Origin of the sequence: Micromonospora sp. NPDC048169 (assembly GCF_040652815.1) — a bacterium.
GTDB lineage: Bacteria > Actinomycetota > Actinomycetes > Mycobacteriales > Micromonosporaceae > Micromonospora.
The window spans coordinates 1-15,584 of sequence record NZ_JBEZMS010000038.1 but is presented as its reverse complement, the minus strand read 5'-3'; the positions used below and the strand labels follow the sequence as shown (position 1 = coordinate 15,584).

Annotated in this window: 15 protein-coding genes, 1 tRNA gene and 1 other RNA gene; 14 read left to right on the top strand and 3 right to left on the bottom strand. The window is 71.3% G+C overall.

Annotation, left to right across the window (positions count from 1 at the left end):
- The first annotated feature begins 192 nt into the window (after nucleotides 1–192).
- The 3 genes from AB0D28_RS25065 to AB0D28_RS25055 all read left to right on the top strand — a co-directional run bounded on the left by AB0D28_RS25065 (nucleotide 193) and on the right by AB0D28_RS25055 (nucleotide 2,108).
- The gene (locus tag AB0D28_RS25065) at nucleotides 193–525 is read left to right on the top strand and encodes a YciI family protein (RefSeq protein WP_357389529.1); all 333 of its coding nucleotides are present in this window, start codon (nucleotides 193–195) and stop codon (nucleotides 523–525) included.
- Nucleotides 522–1,742 carry an RNA polymerase sigma factor gene (locus AB0D28_RS25060; protein ID WP_357389527.1) on the top strand — a complete coding sequence of 407 codons (1,221 nt, stop codon included), beginning with the start codon at nucleotides 522–524 and terminating at the stop codon, nucleotides 1,740–1,742. Before AB0D28_RS25065 ends, AB0D28_RS25060 begins: the two co-directional genes overlap by 4 nt.
- A gap of 114 nt (nucleotides 1,743–1,856) precedes the next feature.
- Nucleotides 1,857–2,108, top strand: a complete 252-nt coding sequence (locus AB0D28_RS25055) for a TM2 domain-containing protein (RefSeq protein ID WP_357389525.1) — start codon at nucleotides 1,857–1,859, stop codon at nucleotides 2,106–2,108.
- 78 nt (nucleotides 2,109–2,186) lie between these two features.
- Here AB0D28_RS25055 and AB0D28_RS25050 read toward each other — a convergent pair.
- Nucleotides 2,187–2,271: transfer RNA gene (locus AB0D28_RS25050), tRNA-Ser, on the bottom strand.
- Between the two features lie 81 nt (nucleotides 2,272–2,352).
- Between AB0D28_RS25050 and ffs the strand changes: the two genes are divergently transcribed.
- The 9 genes from ffs (at nucleotide 2,353) to AB0D28_RS25005 (ending at nucleotide 12,686) form a co-directional block, all read left to right on the top strand.
- Nucleotides 2,353–2,442, top strand: an RNA gene (ffs, locus tag AB0D28_RS25045) — signal recognition particle sRNA small type.
- Between the two features lie 107 nt (nucleotides 2,443–2,549).
- Complete coding sequence (locus tag AB0D28_RS25040; protein ID WP_357389523.1) at nucleotides 2,550–5,483, top strand: DNA polymerase III subunit gamma and tau; 2,934 nt, start codon at nucleotides 2,550–2,552, stop codon at nucleotides 5,481–5,483.
- Nucleotides 5,484–5,591: 108 nt separating this feature from the next.
- On the top strand, nucleotides 5,592–5,900 hold the full coding sequence (locus AB0D28_RS25035) for a YbaB/EbfC family nucleoid-associated protein (RefSeq protein WP_357389583.1): 309 nt from the start codon (nucleotides 5,592–5,594) through the stop codon (nucleotides 5,898–5,900).
- An 8-nt stretch (nucleotides 5,901–5,908) separates the two neighbouring features.
- Nucleotides 5,909–6,502 carry a recombination mediator RecR gene (gene recR / locus AB0D28_RS25030; protein WP_357389521.1) on the top strand — a complete coding sequence of 198 codons (594 nt, stop codon included), beginning with the start codon at nucleotides 5,909–5,911 and terminating at the stop codon, nucleotides 6,500–6,502.
- 231 nt (nucleotides 6,503–6,733) lie between these two features.
- A complete protein-coding gene (locus AB0D28_RS25025; RefSeq protein WP_357389519.1) occupies nucleotides 6,734–8,404 on the top strand; it encodes an ABC transporter substrate-binding protein in 1,671 nt (556 codons plus the stop codon).
- A gap of 104 nt (nucleotides 8,405–8,508) precedes the next feature.
- On the top strand, nucleotides 8,509–9,516 hold the full coding sequence (locus AB0D28_RS25020; RefSeq protein WP_357389517.1) for an ABC transporter permease: 1,008 nt from the start codon (nucleotides 8,509–8,511) through the stop codon (nucleotides 9,514–9,516).
- Nucleotides 9,517–9,611: 95 nt separating this feature from the next.
- Nucleotides 9,612–10,553: an ABC transporter permease gene (locus AB0D28_RS25015; protein WP_357389581.1), complete on the top strand. Its 942-nt coding sequence runs from the start codon at nucleotides 9,612–9,614 to the stop codon at nucleotides 10,551–10,553.
- Between the two features lie 43 nt (nucleotides 10,554–10,596).
- Nucleotides 10,597–11,583 (top strand): ABC transporter ATP-binding protein, encoded by a 987-nt coding sequence (locus AB0D28_RS25010; RefSeq protein WP_357389515.1) that lies wholly within the window; start codon nucleotides 10,597–10,599, stop codon nucleotides 11,581–11,583.
- Nucleotides 11,580–12,686: an oligopeptide/dipeptide ABC transporter ATP-binding protein gene (locus tag AB0D28_RS25005; RefSeq protein WP_357389513.1), complete on the top strand. Its 1,107-nt coding sequence runs from the start codon at nucleotides 11,580–11,582 to the stop codon at nucleotides 12,684–12,686. Before AB0D28_RS25010 ends, AB0D28_RS25005 begins: the two co-directional genes overlap by 4 nt.
- 51 nt (nucleotides 12,687–12,737) lie before the next feature.
- Here AB0D28_RS25005 and AB0D28_RS25000 read toward each other — a convergent pair whose 3' ends face one another.
- Nucleotides 12,738–13,172 carry a hypothetical protein gene (locus tag AB0D28_RS25000; protein WP_357389511.1) on the bottom strand — a complete coding sequence of 145 codons (435 nt, stop codon included), beginning with the start codon at nucleotides 13,170–13,172 and terminating at the stop codon, nucleotides 12,738–12,740.
- Entirely contained in the window at nucleotides 13,154–13,813 is a 660-nt protein-coding gene (locus tag AB0D28_RS24995; protein WP_357389509.1) for an HNH endonuclease family protein, read from the bottom strand. Before AB0D28_RS24995 ends, AB0D28_RS25000 begins: the two co-directional genes overlap by 19 nt.
- Nucleotides 13,814–13,921: 108 nt before the next feature.
- On the opposite strand from AB0D28_RS24995, the gene AB0D28_RS24990 reads away from it, so the two are divergent.
- Nucleotides 13,922–15,364, top strand: a complete 1,443-nt coding sequence (locus tag AB0D28_RS24990; protein ID WP_357389507.1) for an MFS transporter — start codon at nucleotides 13,922–13,924, stop codon at nucleotides 15,362–15,364.
- Between the two features lie 89 nt (nucleotides 15,365–15,453).
- The coding region (locus AB0D28_RS24985; protein ID WP_357389579.1) for a transposase at nucleotides 15,454–15,584 on the top strand (131 nt) is incomplete at its 3' end.

The following is a 15,584-nucleotide window of genomic DNA, read 5'->3' as shown; positions in this document are numbered from 1 at the left end:
TTCAACCCGCTCAGTGACTTTCGGTTATACATGCAACGCATAACCGGTCATGACTAGGACGAGAGCTTTGACGTGCCACGTACGAGGATTGTGTGATCGACCTCCTCGGAGGCTGTCGGATCGGGGTGGCGGTGTTCGTAGCCGGGGTGACGGCGGCCCGGTCGGCGGCCGACCAGAGCGAAAGAGGAACCGATGGCGCAGTACCTGATCTCCGTACTCGACGACACGACCGGCTCGGCCACCGACGCGGAGATGGCCGCGATCGGTGAGTTCAACGAGCGGTTGCGAGCCGACGGCCACTGGGTCTTCGCCGGTGGGCTCGCGGCGCCGGAGACGGCCACCGTCGTTGATGCGCGGGGCGGGAGTCCGCTGCTCACCGACGGGCCGTACCTGGAGACGAAGGAGTACGTCGGCGGGTTCTGGATCATCGAGGCGCCGGACTTCGACGTGGCGCTGCCGCTCGCCGCGCTGGCCTCGGAGCGGTGCAACAGGCGGGTCGAGCTGCGGCCGTTCCTGGGCGCGTGACAGACGTCGGCGAGGCGCTCACCCGGGTCCACCGCGAGGAGTGGGCCCGGGTCGTCGCCACGCTCGCCCGGCGCATCGGTGACCTCGACGTCGCGGAGGAGATGACAGCCGAGGCGTTCGCCGCCGCCGTCGAGCGCTGGTCGGCCGACGGCGTACCGCCGAACCCCGGCGCGTGGCTCACCACCACCGCGTACCGCAGGGCCGTCGACCGGATCCGGCGCGAGAGCCGGCGGGAGGACAAGCACCGGGAGGCGCTGATGCTGGCCGACGCCCCGGAACCGCTCGGTGTCATCGACGACGACCGCCTTCGCCTGATCTTCACCTGCTGCCACCCGGCGCTGGCCGTCCAGGCGCGGGTGGCGTTGACGCTGCGCCTGGTCGGCGGGCTGACAGTGCCGGAGATCGCGCGGGCCTATCTGGTCCAGGAGGCCGCCATGAGCAGGCGGATCACCAGGGCCAAGACGAAGATCAAGGCGGCCGGGATCCCGTACCGTGTGCCGTCGCGTGAGGACCTGCCGGCCCGGGTCACCGGCGTGCTCGCCGTGCTCTACCTGATCTTCAACGAGGGCTACCTTGCCTCCGACCCGGGCGAGGAGGCGGTGCGCGCCGACCTGACCGCCGAGGCGATCCGGCTCGCCCGGCTCGTCCGTACGCTGCTGCCCGACGACCACGAGGCCACCGGCCTCCTGGCGTTGATGCTGCTCACCGAGGCCCGCCGGCCCGCCCGCGTCTCCGCGACAGGCGAACTCGTCGTCCTCGCCGAGCAGGACCGCAGCGCCTGGGACCGCGCACTCATCGCCGAGGGGCACGCCCTGGTCAGGGCGTGCATCGCCGCCGGCCGGCCGCCGGGCCGCTATCAGATCCTCGCCGCGATAAACGCCGTCCACACCGACGCCCGCGACGCGCGGGACACCGACTGGTCGCAGGTCGCCGCGCTCTACGACCATCTGGTACGCGTCGACCCGTCGCCGGTCGTACGGCTCAACCGGGCGGTGGCGGTCGCCGAACTGGACGGGCCACAGGTGGCGCTGGCCGAGGTGGACGGGCTTCCGCTGGAGGGTTACCACGCGTACCACGCCACGCGCGCCGAGCTGCTGCGCCGGCTCGGCCGTGGCACCGAGGCGCGGGTGGCGTACGACCGGGCGATCGAGTCGGCGGGGAACAGCGCGGAGACGGCGTACCTGAGGCGGCGACGGGACCAGTTGGGCGGCAGCTGAGGCGCGCCGACGAGCTCCGGAAGGGCGGGACCACCCTGTCGTTGATCTTCACGGTTAGCGTCGTGTGCATCGGTGCGACCCGAGCCCGCCACCATGCCTACTTTAGGAGCTGATATGTCTCAGGGAGCTGCCGCGCCCCAGCCGGTACTCGTGCAGGTTCGCCAGAAGTCGCTGGGCCTCGCCTACCTGTTCTGGCTGCTGCTGGGCGTCTTCGGCGTTCACCAGTTCTACCTCGGAAAGACGGGCCGGGGCCTGCTCTACCTGTTCACCGGTGGCCTCCTGTTCGTCGGAGTGCTGGTTGACCTGTTCACGCTGCCGAGTCAGGTGCGTCAGGTCAACACGCAGCTCGCCGTCGGAATCCGCTGAAACGAAATCGATCGCAGACAGAACGGAAGGGCCGGTCCCTGACGGGGCCGGCCCTTCCGTTCGTGCTGCTCAAGAGAGCGGAGGATACGAGATTCGAACTCGTGAGGGTGTGAACCCAACACGCTTTCCAAGCGTGCGCCCTAGGCCTCTAGGCGAATCCTCCGCGAGCCAGGATACAGGTCCCGCGACGACGGGCCACCCCACCCTCCCGGAAGATCCACAACCCTTCGGGTAGGCTTGGCGTCACCTCCCGTGCGGCGGTACCTCGTGAACCTCCCCAGGGCCGGAAGGCAGCAAGGATAAGCGAGCTCTGCCGGGTGCACGGGAGGCCTTTCTGTCTCCCGGGCCGGGTAACGTCGCTGCGGGTCGGGTCACGGGGTGGTGGGTGGTCACCCGGGGCCGACCGGCGCAGAATGGCTCGGTCGAGAGGAGGCGGGACGGGTGGCACTGGCCCTTTACCGCAAGTACCGGCCGCGAACGTTCGCCGAGATGATCGGCCAGGAGCAGGTCACCGAGCCGCTGTCGCAGGCGCTGCGCAGCGGGCGGCTCAACCACGCCTACCTCTTCTCCGGTCCGCGGGGCTGCGGCAAGACCTCCAGCGCCCGGATCCTGGCCCGCTCCCTCAACTGCGAGCAGGGCCCCACCCCCGAGCCGTGCGGGCAGTGTGACTCGTGCCGCGGGCTGGCTCCCGACGGTGGCGGCTCGATCGACGTGATCGAGATCGACGCGGCCAGCCACGGTGGTGTGGACGACGCCCGTGAGCTACGCGAGAAGGCGTTCTTCGCCCCGGCCCGCAGTCGCTTCAAGATCTACATCATCGACGAGGCGCACATGGTCTCGTCGGCCGGCTTCAACGCGCTGCTCAAGCTGGTCGAGGAGCCCCCGGAATACGTCAAGTTCATCTTCGCCACCACCGAACCGGAGAAGGTCCTCGGCACGATCAAGTCGCGGACCCACCACTACCCGTTCCGGCTGTTCCCGCCGAAGGTGGTCCGCCCCTATCTGGAGCAGCTCTGCGAGGCGGAGGGCGTCAAGGTCGAGCCGGCGGTCTTCCCGCTGGTGGTGCGCGCCGGCGGGGGCAGCATGCGCGACAGCCTCTCCGTGCTCGACCAGCTCATCGCGGGCGCCGGCCCGGAGGGCGTCGACTACGCCCGGGCCGCCGCGCTGCTCGGGGTCACCGACGCCGCGCTGATCGACGAGATGTGCGACGCGCTCGCCGCCGGTGACGGCGCCGCCGCGTACGCCACCGTCGACCGGGTCGCCGAGGCCGGGCACGACTCGCGTCGCTTCGCCTCCGACCTGCTGGAACGCCTCCGCGACCTGATCGTCCTGCAGCAGGTGCCGGACGCCGCCGCCAGGGGCCTCATCGACGGCCCGGCCGACCAGATCGAGCGGATGGCCGCCCAGGCGCAGCGCCTCGGCCCGGCGACGCTGTCCCGTTGCGCCGACATCGTGCACAACGGCCTGGTCGAGATGCGCGGCACCACGGCGCCCCGGCTGCTGCTGGAGCTGATCTGCGCGCGAATGCTCCTGCCCGGCGCTGACGACTCCTCCGGCGGCCTGCTCCAGCGCCTGGAACGGATGGAGCGCCGGCTGACGCTCGGGGGCGCCGAGCTGCCGCCGGCCGCCGCCGGCTCCGCGCACCCCACCCAGACCCCTGGGGTACGCCAAGCGGCTCCCGCCCCGGGCGCGGCTGCCGCCGCGATCCAGCCGGACACCGCCGGCACGCCGGCGGCTGCCGGTGCCCCGACCGGGGCCGCCGCCGCACGGGCCGCCGCCGCGGCTGCGGTAGGCGCCCGGAGCACCGCACCCGGTTCCCGCCCCGGCTCTGCCGCCGGGGCTACCGGCTCCCGTCCCGCCCCGGCCGGTGCGACAGCCGACTCCGGCACGGCCGCTGCCGGGTCCGGCCCGCGTCCCGCCCAGGCGACCGAAGCGCCCGCCGGAGTTCACCCCGGCACGGACGCCGGATTCCCGGCGCCGGCCGCCGCCGGCTCGACGACCTCCGGTCCGGCCGCTGCCCGACGCCCGGTACCGCCGTCCGCGGTGATGCCCGACCCGGCCACGCCCGAACCGCCCCGCCCCGGCGCGGCGAATCCCGGCGCGCTCGACGCGGTCGCCGTGCGCCGGGTCTGGTCCGAGGTGGTCGGCAAGGTCAACCGGAGCAACAAGCGGATCGCCGCGCTGATGCGTGACGCGGTGGTACGCGACCTGGACGGCGACACGCTGGTGCTGACCGTGAAGTCGACGGTGCTGGCGAAGATGATGGCCGACCACGCCGCAGTGCTGACCGACGCGCTCTACGAGGAGCTGGGCGGGCGCTGGCAGATCCGCTGCGAGGTGGCCGGCGAGCGCGGCGCGGCCTCGCTCGGTGGCCCGTCCCGCCCGTCCGGAGCGAGTCGCGCGCAGGCCGACGCCGCACCGGCCCGCAGCGCGTCCGACAGCGCCCCGACCCGCCCGGCGTCCGACACCGCGTCCGGTCGCCCGGACTCCGGGGCGGCAGGCACCGCTGACGGCCGCTCGGCCGTAGCCGACGCGGGACCGAACCGTCCCGGCTCCGACACCGGCCCGGGCCGCCCGGGTTCGGTCCACGCCGCGCCCGGTCGCCCGGACTCCAGCGTCGCCGGACGTGATGCGGCCGGTGGCGCCCCGGGACAGCCGGTGTCCGGCCCGGGCAGCACCACCGGTAGCCGAGACACAGGCGACCCGGCCACCGGCAACCGAGGTGCGGGAAGCCAGGCCGGGGGAGCGGCGGGTCGTGCCGGCGCGGGATCGCCTGATGCCTCGCCCCGGCCGATGGCGACCCCTGCCGTGGACCATGCCGGCGAGGACGACTGGCCGGAGCCGGCCCGCCCCGGCGGCACGGCCTCGACCACCGGCACCGCCTCGGCGAGCACCGGCGACGGGGGGGACTGGCCGGCGGCGGCCCGTCCGGGCGGGGGCACGGCGACCGCCACCGCGCCTGTCGTCGTACCCGAGCCGGCGGCACCCGCGACGGTGCCGGCACCCGCCGGTGGGCCGCGATCCGCGGGCGGTGGGGCGAAGAACAGCGCCATCGCGGCGGCGCGTGCGGCAGCGGCGGCGGCCGCCGCGGGCGGTGGTCCCGGCAAGGGACCGCGCGCGGCGCAGCCGGCGCGGAAGACGGCCGATGCCGAGTGGGCGGGCGAGCCGCCCTACGACCCGGACTTCGACGGCCCGGTGCGGGGCGGTGGCGCGGCGGTGGCGGCGCCCGCCTACGAGGGTTTCGATCCGGGTGACGAGCCGCTTGACGAAGTGATCGACGAGCGGACGGCACGGCAGTCGAGCGAGGAGCAGGCGGTGCAGCTGCTGCGCGAGACGTTCGGCGCGGAGAAGATCGACGAGGTGGACGCGCGCTGAGCGCGCGTCGACCGCGATTCAGCGGTGCCGTGGCCCGACTAGGCTGGGCGCGGCCGAGCAGACGAGTGGAAGAAGGAGCGGTCCGTGCGCCCAGGTGGACAGCCGAACATGCAGCAGATGCTGAAGCAGGCGCAGAAGATGCAGCAGCAGATCGCCAAGGCCCAGGCCGAGCTGGCCGAGGCGGAGCTGACCGGCACCGCCGGCGGCGGCCTGGTCACCGCGACGGTCGCCGGCACCGGTGAGCTGAAGGCGATCAGGATCGACCCGAAGGCGGTCGACCCGGAGGACGTCGAGACGCTGGAGGACCTGGTGGTCGCCGCGGTGCACAACGCCGCCGAGGCGGCCCGCGAGCTGACCGAGAAGAAGATGGGCCCGGTCGCGGGCGGCATGGGCGGCCTCGGCCTGTCCGGGTTCTGAGCCGGCAGATGTACGAGGGTGCCATCCAGGATCTGATCGACGAGCTGGGCCGGCTTCCGGGCGTGGGCCCGAAGAGTGCCCAGCGGATCGCGTTCCACGTGCTGTCGGCGGATCCGGCCGACGTCAACCGTCTGGCCGGCGCGCTGCGCAAGGTCAAGGACCTGGTCCGGTTCTGCACGACCTGCTACAACGTGGCGGAGTCGGAGCAGTGCCGGATCTGCCGCGACCCACGGCGCTCCGACGAGGTGCTCTGCGTGGTCGAGGAACCGAAGGACGTGGTGGCGATCGAGCGGACCGGCGAGTTCCGCGGGCGCTACCACGTGCTCGGCGGCGCGATCAATCCGCTGGAGGGCATCGGGCCGGACAACCTGCGGATCCGTGAGCTGATGACCCGCCTCGGCAGCGGGACGGTCCGCGAGCTGATCCTCGCCACCGACCCGAACACCGAGGGCGAGGCGACCGCCACCTACCTGGCGCTGATGGTCAAGCCGATGGGGATTGCGGTGACCCGGCTCGCGAGTGGACTGCCGGTCGGCGGCGATCTGGAGTACGCCGACGAGATCACGTTGGGCCGGGCCTTCGAGGGGCGCCGCGCGGTCTGATGCCGTGGCCTGGTGGTGGGCGGCGTCTCCTCCCACCACCGGGCTACCGCTCCCGTGCCGATGAGCGCCGGTCGATACCCCGCACCGTCCGGTGAGGAAACCATGCGAAGGTGTCGGCTTGATAGCGATTGCCCCTCGCCCGTTCCTCTTCTCTGTGACATGCCATAACCTCCCGCACACGGACTGAGTCACAGCTCGGCGTGTACACATGCGCATACACAGAGGTGAGAGATGCAGGCGAGCAGGCTGAAAACGGCCGTGGCCCTCGCGGCCGCGGCCGCCCTGGCGGTCGGTGCGTCCGGCTGCGCCAAGAGCGACCGGGAAGAAGGCGGTGGGGAGGCCAAGAGCGGCGGCACCTTCGTCTTCGCCGGTGCCGGGGACCCGAAGAACTTCGACCCGATCTTCAACGACGACGGCGAGACCTTCCGGCCGATCCGCCAGATGTACGACACCCTCGTGCAGAACAAGCCCGGCACCGCCGATCTGCAGGGTGCCCTGGCGGAGAGCTGGGAACACGACCCGGAGGGCAAGGTCTGGACCTTCAAGCTCCGCAAGGGAGTGAAGTTCCACGACGGCACCGACTTCAACGCCGCGGCGGTCTGCTTCAACTTCGACCGCTGGTTCAACATGAAGGGCGCTGCCGCCCAGTCGCAGATGATCTACTACTCGGACGTCTTCGGCGGCTTCGCCAAGAACGAGGCCGAGGGTACCGGCGACCCGATCTACAACAAGTGCGAGGCGAAGGACGAGGGCACCGCCGTCGTCACGATGAACAAGTACAAGGGTGCCTTCCCGGGCGCCTTCGCGCTCACCGCGCTCTCGATCGCCAGCCCTGACGCGCTGAAGAAGTACGACGCCGACACGGTCAAGCAGAACGGCGACTCCTTCGAGTACAGCGCGTTCGCCAGCGAGCACCCGGTCGGTACCGGCCCGTTCAAGTTCGTGGGCTGGGACAAGAGCAAGGGTGAGATCACCCTGGAGCGCAACGCCGACTACTGGGGCGAGAAGGCCAAGGTCGACAAGCTGATCATCAAGGTCATCAAGGACGAGAACACCCGCAAGCAGGAACTGCGGGCGGGCACCGTCCAGGGCATCGACTTCCCGGCCCCGGCCGACCGCAAGGCGCTGGCCGGCGAGGGCTTCCAGGTCCTCGACCGCCCGGCGTTCAACATCCTCTACCTCGGCTTCAACCAGAAGAACCCGAAGCTGAAGGACCTGCGGGTGCGGCAGGCGATCGCCCACGCCCTCAACCGTCAGCAGCTCGTCCAGACCAAGGGCCCGGGTGGCACCAAGGTCGCCGACGAGTTCATGCCGGAGAGCGTGCTCGGCTACGCGCCGGACGTGCAGAAGTACGACTACAACCCGGAGAAGGCCAAGCAGCTGCTCAAGGAGGCCGGCGCGGAGAAGTTGACGCTCAACTTCTACTACCCGACCGACGTGTCCCGGCCGTACATGCCGAACCCGCAGGAGATCTTCACCGTGCTCGCCAACGACCTGAAGGCCGTCGGCATCACGGTCAACGGTGTGGCCCGCCCGTGGAACGGTGGCTACAAGGACGACGTGCAGCAGTTCGGCAAGCACGACCTGCACCTGCTCGGCTGGACCGGTGACTACAACGACCCGGGCAACTTCGTCGGCACGTTCTTCGGCCGCGCGAAGGTCGAGTTCGGCGCCGCGGGCATGACCGACATGTTCGAGGCCATCGCCAAGGCCGACGGCACGGTCGACGAGACCGCCAAGAAGGCGGCCTGGGAGCAGGTCAACCGCGACATCGCCGCCAAGTGGCTGCCGGCCGTGCCGGTCTGGCACGCCCCGCCGGCCATCGTGGTCACCAAGGACGTCAAGGGTCTCGTCGCCAGCCCGCTGACCGACGAGCGGTTCAACACCGTCAGCGTCGGCTGACGCGACATCCACCGCTGACGTTCCACGCGGAATCGGCCCGGGCCGGGCGCTCGCTCCCGGCCCGGGCCGACCCGCTGTTCAACCGAGAATCTGGTGTGTGAGAGATGTTGCGAGTCATAGTTCGCCGCCTGCTCCAGCTGGTGGTGACCCTGATAGGGCTGTCCGCTCTGGTCTTCGTCTGGCTGCGGAATCTGCCCGGTGGCCCGGTCGAGGCGCTGCTCGGTGAGCGGGCCACGCCGGAGCGCCGCGCGCTGCTGATCAAGGCGCTGGGCTACGACCAGCCGGTCCTGGTGCAGTACGCGAAGTTCATGCAGCGGTTGATCACCGGCGACTTCGGCAACTCGATCCGGAGCGGTGACCCGGTCACCGAGGTGATCGGCCGTGCCTTCCCGGCGACCGTCGAGCTGGCCGCCGCCGCCATGATCATCGCGATCGGGCTCGGTGTGCCGCTCGGCTACCTCGCCGCCCGCCACCGCGGCCGGCTGCTCGACAACCTGAGCATCGGCGGCACCCTGCTCGGCATCTCGATCCCGATCTTCTTCCTGGGCTATCTGCTCAAGGACGTGTTCACCCAGAACATGCACATGTTCCCGCCGTCGGGCCGGATCAGCACCGGGTTGGACAACACCGACGTGACCGGCTTCTTCGTGCTGGACGGCCTGCTCACCCGGGAGTTCGACGCCGCCGGCGACGCGCTGTGGCACCTGATCCTGCCGGCGATCACGCTGGCCACCATCCCGCTCGCGGTCGTCGTCCGGATCACCCGGGCCAGCGTGCTCGACGTGCTCAACGAGGACTTCGTCCGCACCGCCGAGGCGAAGGGTCTGCGGCACCGTACGATCCGGGGCCGGCACATCCTGCGCAACGCGCTGCTGCCGGTGGTCACCACCATCGGCCTGCAGACCGGTGCGCTGCTCTCCGGCGCGGTGCTCACCGAGCGGGTCTACAACTGGGGCGGGCTCGGCACGCTGATCTACGACTCGATCAGCGGCGGCCGCGACTACCCGGTGCTGCAGGCGCTGATCCTGCTGGCCGCGCTGGTATTCGTGCTGGTCAACCTCCTGGTCGACCTCTCCTACGCCTTCATCGACCCCAGGGTGCGTGTGCGATGAGCGATCCGATCACCCGGCCCGTCGTGGGCACCCCGCGCGAGAGCGTGGACCCGTCGGCCGTCACCGAGAAGCCCGAGGGCAGCCTGCCCCGCGGCTTGGACCGGCTCGGCGAGCGCAAGCGCGCCCGGCTGGAGCAGCTGGCTCAGGCCACCGCCGAAAAGGGCGGGGTGAGCCTGGTCCGGGACGCGCTCCGCCGGCTGCGCCGCAACCCGACCGCGATGGTCGGCGCGGCGATCGTGGCGCTCTTCGTGCTCGTCGCGATCTTCGCGCCGCTGCTCGCACCACACGACCCGGCGCAGCGCTTCGACGAGCTGACCAAGAACCTGACCGTCGACAACATCCCCGGGGCCAGCAGCGATTTCCCGCTCGGCTCCGACCCGCTCGGCCGGGACTTCCTGTCCCGGATGATCCACGGCAGCCGGCAGACACTGTTCGTCGGCGTGCTCGCCACGCTGATCGGGCTGATCCTGGGTGTGCTGGTGGGTGCGATCGCCGGCGCGTTCGGCGGCTGGGTCGACAACATCCTCATGCGCTTCACCGACGTGATGCTGGCCCTGCCCGCCCTGCTGCTGGCGATCAGCCTGGTGGCCCTGGCCAGCCGGTCCAGCCAATGGACTGTCATCCTCGCGGTGGCCATCGTCAACGTGCCGATCTTCGCCCGGCTGCTACGCGGCTCGATGCTCGCCCAGCGGGAGAGCGACCACGTGCTGGCTGCCCGGGCACTGGGCGTCAAGCGTGGGGCGATCGTGCTGCGGCACATGCTGCCGAACGCGATGACGGCGGTGATCGTGCAGGCGACGCTGACGCTCTCCACCGCGATCCTGGAAGCCGCGTCGCTGTCCTTCCTCGGCCTCGGTGACCCCGACATCAACCGCGCGGAGTGGGGCCTGATGCTCGGTGTGGACGGTCAGCGCTACTTCGAGGTCCGGCCCGAGCTGGCCTACTTCCCGGCCGCCGCGATCATCGTGGTGGCGCTCGGCTTCACCCTGTTGGGCGAGGGCATGCGCGAGGCGATCGACCCGAAGAGCCGGCGGTGACGGCGATGTGGACATATGTGCGGCACGGTGAGGAAGTGACCCGATGAGCCTGCTCGACGTACGCGACCTGAGCGTCGTGTTCCAGCGCAAGGGTGAGCGGCCGTTCACCGCCGTCGACGAGGTCAGCTTCAGCGTGGAGCCGGGGCAGACGGTCGGCCTGGTGGGCGAGTCCGGCTGCGGCAAGAGCGTCACCAGCCTGGCGATCATGGGCCTGCTGCCGAAGCGCGGCAACAAGGTCACCGGCGAGGTCAACTTCGACGGCGCCGACCTGCTGAAGCTGCGGCCGGAGGACCTGCGGGACCGGCGTGGCCGGGACATCGGCATGATCTTCCAGGATCCGCTCTCCTCACTGAACCCGGTGATCCCGATCGGCATCCAGGTGGCCGAGGTGCTCGAACGGCACCGTGGCATGGACCACAAGGTGGCGCTCAAGGAGGCCCGGGAACTGCTCGACGCGGTCGGCATCCCGGACCCGATGCGGCGACTGAAGGAATACCCGCACCAGATCTCCGGCGGCATGCGCCAGCGCGCGCTGATCGCCATCGCGCTGGCCTGCAAGCCACGGCTGCTGATCGCGGACGAGCCGACCACCGCGCTGGACGTGACGATCCAGGCGCAGATCCTCACGTTGCTCAAGCAGCTGGTCGACGAGACCGGCACCGCGCTGATCATGATCACGCACGACCTGGGCGTGGTGGCCGGCCTCTGCGACACGGTGAACGTCCTCTACGGCGGCAAGATCGTCGAGCGGGCGGAGCGGCACGAGTTGTTCGCCCGGCCGCGGCACCCGTACACCCACGGGCTGCTCAACTCCGTGCCGAGGCTCGACTCGCCCCGCGGCGAGCGGCTGCACGCCATCCGTGGTTCGGTGGCCGACAACATTCCGTGGGTCGAGGGCTGCGCGTTCGCTCCCCGGTGCGACAACGTGGTGGACGCCTGCCTGGACGGGACCCCGCCGCTGGAGCCCACCGCGAACGGCGGCGACCTGCGCTGCAACAACCCCGTTTCCGAGGAGGTGGCGGTTCCGTGACCGAGCCGACCGAGTCGACCGGACCTCTGGTCGAACTGCGCGACGTCAAGGTCCACTTCCCGATCAAGAGCGGCGTCCTGTTCGACCGCACGATCGGGCAGGTCTACGCCGTCGACGGAGTCTCGCTCACCATCAATCGGGGCGAGACGTACGGGCTGGTGGGCGAGTCGGGTTGCGGAAAGTCCACGCTCGGCCGGGGCCTGCTGCGGCTGGTCGAGCCGACCGACGGCGAGATCGTCTTCGACGGTACGGACCTCCGCTCACTCAAGGACGAGCCGATGCGCCGGATCCGCCGCCGGATCCAGATGATCTTCCAGGATCCGCTGTCCAGCCTCGACCCCCGACAGTCGGTGGAGTCGCTGCTGGTCGAAGGGCTCAAGGCGCACGGCCTGGCGAAGGACAAGGCGGCCGTCGGCAAGCGGCTCCGCGAGGCGCTCTCCGCTGTCGGTCTGCCGGCGTCGGCGCTGAGCAAGTATCCGCACGAGTTCTCCGGCGGCCAGCGCCAGCGCATCGGTATCGCCCGCGCGCTCGTGCTCGAACCGGACCTGATCGTCGCCGACGAGCCGGTCTCCGCGCTGGACGTGTCGATTCAGGCCCAGGTGCTCAACCTGCTCGACGAGTTGCAGGAGGAGCGCGGTCTCACGTACCTGATCATCGCGCACGACCTGGCGGTGGTCCGGCACATCGCGGACACGGTCGGGGTGATGTACCTCGGCGGCCTGGTCGAGGAGGCGTCCAGCGACGACCTCTACCGGGCGCCGATGCACCCGTACACCCGGGCGCTCATGTCGGCGGTGCCGGTGCCCGACCCGCAGGTGGAGGACCGCCGGGAACGGATCCTGCTCGCCGGCGACCTCCCGTCACCGGCGAACCCGCCGGCCGGCTGCCGGTTCCACACCCGCTGCCCGTGGGCCCAGCCCACCCGCTGCGCCGAGGAGCGGCCCGCGCTGCGCGAGGTGCTCGACGGGCACCGGGTCGCCTGCCACTACGCGGAGGACATCGCCGACGGCCGGATCCGGCCGCACGAGGTCGAGCCGGAACTGGTCCGGCCGGACGACGGGGCGGCACCGGGCGAGACCGGCGAACTCATCCCCACCCCGTGACGCGTGGACGCGTCGGCCCATTCGATCGGAGGGCCGACGCGTCCGCCGGACTCAGCCCTCGGGGCGGTCGAGCAGACCCACCGCGATCGTGTGCACCGCGTCCAGCGCGGCCGGGTCGGCCAGCGGCGCTGACCCGCCGGTGACCGCGTACCACTCGTCGGCGTCCTTGTACTGCACCCGCAGCGTCACCCGGCCGTCGGCGTGCTCGGTGCGCAGCGTCAACTCGCCGGTCACCACGCCGACCTCGTCGGTCATCACCCCGCCCAGACCGGGGGTGATGTCAGTGGTGCGTTCCGCAGGTCCGCCCGGCGCGCCGCCGGCCGGCGCACCAGGCACCGCGTCGGCGGCCATGCCCGCCCCGGAGACGTCGGCGGGTTCGGGCTGCCGGCCGTCCGCCGTCATCCCGGCCGAGGCCGGGCCGGCGGGTTCCGTACCCGTCTGCGGGGTCGGTGTGGCGTCCGGCCCCGTCACGGCTTGCTCGCCCATGTGCAGCCCTCCAGCATGTCGGTGAGAGCGGCCTTCTCGGCGCTTGTCACAGTCAGCTTCCAGTAGTGCTTGACCGTCACCCAGTCCGCCGCGTACTGACACCAGGACGACCTGTTCGGCGGCTTCCACTGGGACGGATCCTGGTCACCCTTTGCCCGGTTGGACCGCGCCGAAACCGCGATGAGCTGTGGCCGGGTCAGGTCGTTCGCGAAGTCGCCGCGCTTCGAGTCGTCCCACTCGTCCGCGCCGGAGCGCCACGCGGCGGCCAGCGGCACGGTGTGGTCGATGTCCACGCCCGACGGATCGTTCAGGACCACACCGTCGTAGACGCTCTCCCACCGGCCACCCACCACGTTGCAGCCGGACAGCTTGATGCCCTCGCCGTCGCGTTGCAGCACGCTGTCGCGTACGTCGCAGTTCTTGCCGGTGTTCCGCCAGTGCGGGAAGCGGGAGCGACTGTAGCCCTTCATCGACCCGGCGGTGGCCACTGTCAGCTCACCGAGCTGCTTGTTCACGTTCCCGGAGGCGCTCGGCGGCGCCTCCGGCTCGCTGACCGACACGTCGCAGCCGGCCACGCCGAGGGCGAGCACCGCGCTCAGCGCGGCGGCCAGTCCGGCTCGGGCTCCTGATCTCGTACGCACAGACGACACCTCTCCAGCTTGCGTGCTCCGGGCGAGTCCGCACAGTACCCGGCGGCGGTTTCCGCGATTCGTGGCGTCGACGGTGGGCGGCGGGCAGAGTGGTGAGACGTGACAGCACCCGCTCCCGCGTTGCGTACCGGCACCGCCGCCGGTCGCGGCACGCTGCTCGCCGCGATCCTCGCCTCCGGCATGGTGTTCCTGGACAGCACTGTCGTCAACGTCGCGCTGCCGCGCCTCGGCGCCGAGCTGGACGCCACGGTCGCCGGTCTGCAGTGGACCGTGAACGGCTATCTGCTCATGCTCGCCGCGTTCGTGCTGCTCGGCGGCGCGCTCGGGGACCGGTTCGGGCGGCGGCGGGTCTTCCTGCTCGGCGTGGTCTGGTTCGCGGCGGCGTCGGTGCTCTGCGGGCTGGCGCAGGACACCGGCTGGCTCGTCGCCGCCCGGTTCCTCCAGGGCGCCGGCGGGGCGCTGCTCACCCCCGGGTCGCTGTCGGTGCTCCAGGCCAGCTTCCACCCGGACGACAGGGGCCGGGCCATCGGCACCTGGTCCGGTCTGTCCGGAGTGTCCACCGCGCTCGGTCCGCTGCTCGGCGGCTGGCTCATCGACACCCTCTCCTGGCGATGGATCTTCTTCGTCAACCTGCCGCTGGCCGTCGGCGTGGTGCTCGCCGCGCTGCGCTGGGTGCCGGAGAGCCGCGACGAGCAGGTGTCGCGTACCGGAGGCGGGCGACGGTTCGACGTGGCGGGCGCGCTGCTCGGCGCGCTGGCGCTCGGCGGTGTCACGTACGCGCTGATCGACGCCCCGGCGCGCGGCCTGGACTCCCCGGCGGTGCTGGTCTCGGCGGTGCTCGGAGTGGTCGCCGTGGTGGTCTTCGTACTGGTCGAGCGGCGGCGCGGGGACGCCGCGATGCTGCCCACCGGGCTGTTCTCCAGCCGGTTGTTCTCCGTGCTGAACGTCTTCACGGTGGTGGTGTACGCGGCGCTCGGCGGGTTCACCTTCTTCCTCGCCGTCTACCTGCAGAACGTGGTCGGCTGGTCGGCGCTTCTCACCGGCCTGGCCACAGTGCCGATGACGGTGCTGCTGCTCGTCGGCTCGCCACGCGCGGGCGCGCTGTCGGCCCGCATCGGCCCCCGGCTGCCGCTCACCGTCGGCCCGGTGATCGCCGCTGTGGGCCTGCTGCTGCTGCGCCGGGTCGGGCCGGGTGCGTCGTACTGGGTGGACGTGCTGCCGGGCGTGGCGCTGTTCGGCGCCGGGCTCACGCTCGTGGTGGCGCCGCTGACCACGTCGGTGCTGGGCGCGGTCTCGGACCGGTTCGCCGGGGTGGCGAGCGGCTTCAACAACGCCGCCTCCCGGGCCGGTGGGCTGCTCGCGGTGGCCGCGCTGCCGCTGCTGGTCGGGCTCTCGGGCACCGGGTACGAGCAGAAGGGGGCGCTCGCTGGCGCGTACCGGGGGGCGTTGGCGTGGTGCGCGGGGCTGCTGCTCGCCGGCGCGGTGCTCGCCGCCGTGCTGATCCACCGCCCCCGGCGGGGGGAAGGAAGGGCCCCTTCTTAACGCCTCAGGCAGAGGAAGGGCCCCTTGTTAACACTCGGGCTGCGGTTCCCCTCGTAGCGTGGAGGCCGGAGCTTGAGGGATAGAGGTTCATGGCTGAGACGAGACGTCGGTTCGATCCGGAGTTTCGGGCGGGCGCGGTGCGCATCGTGCGGGAGACGGGTAAGTCGATCGCTCAGGTGGCGCGTGACCTGGGGATCAACGACGGGACCCTGGCTAACTG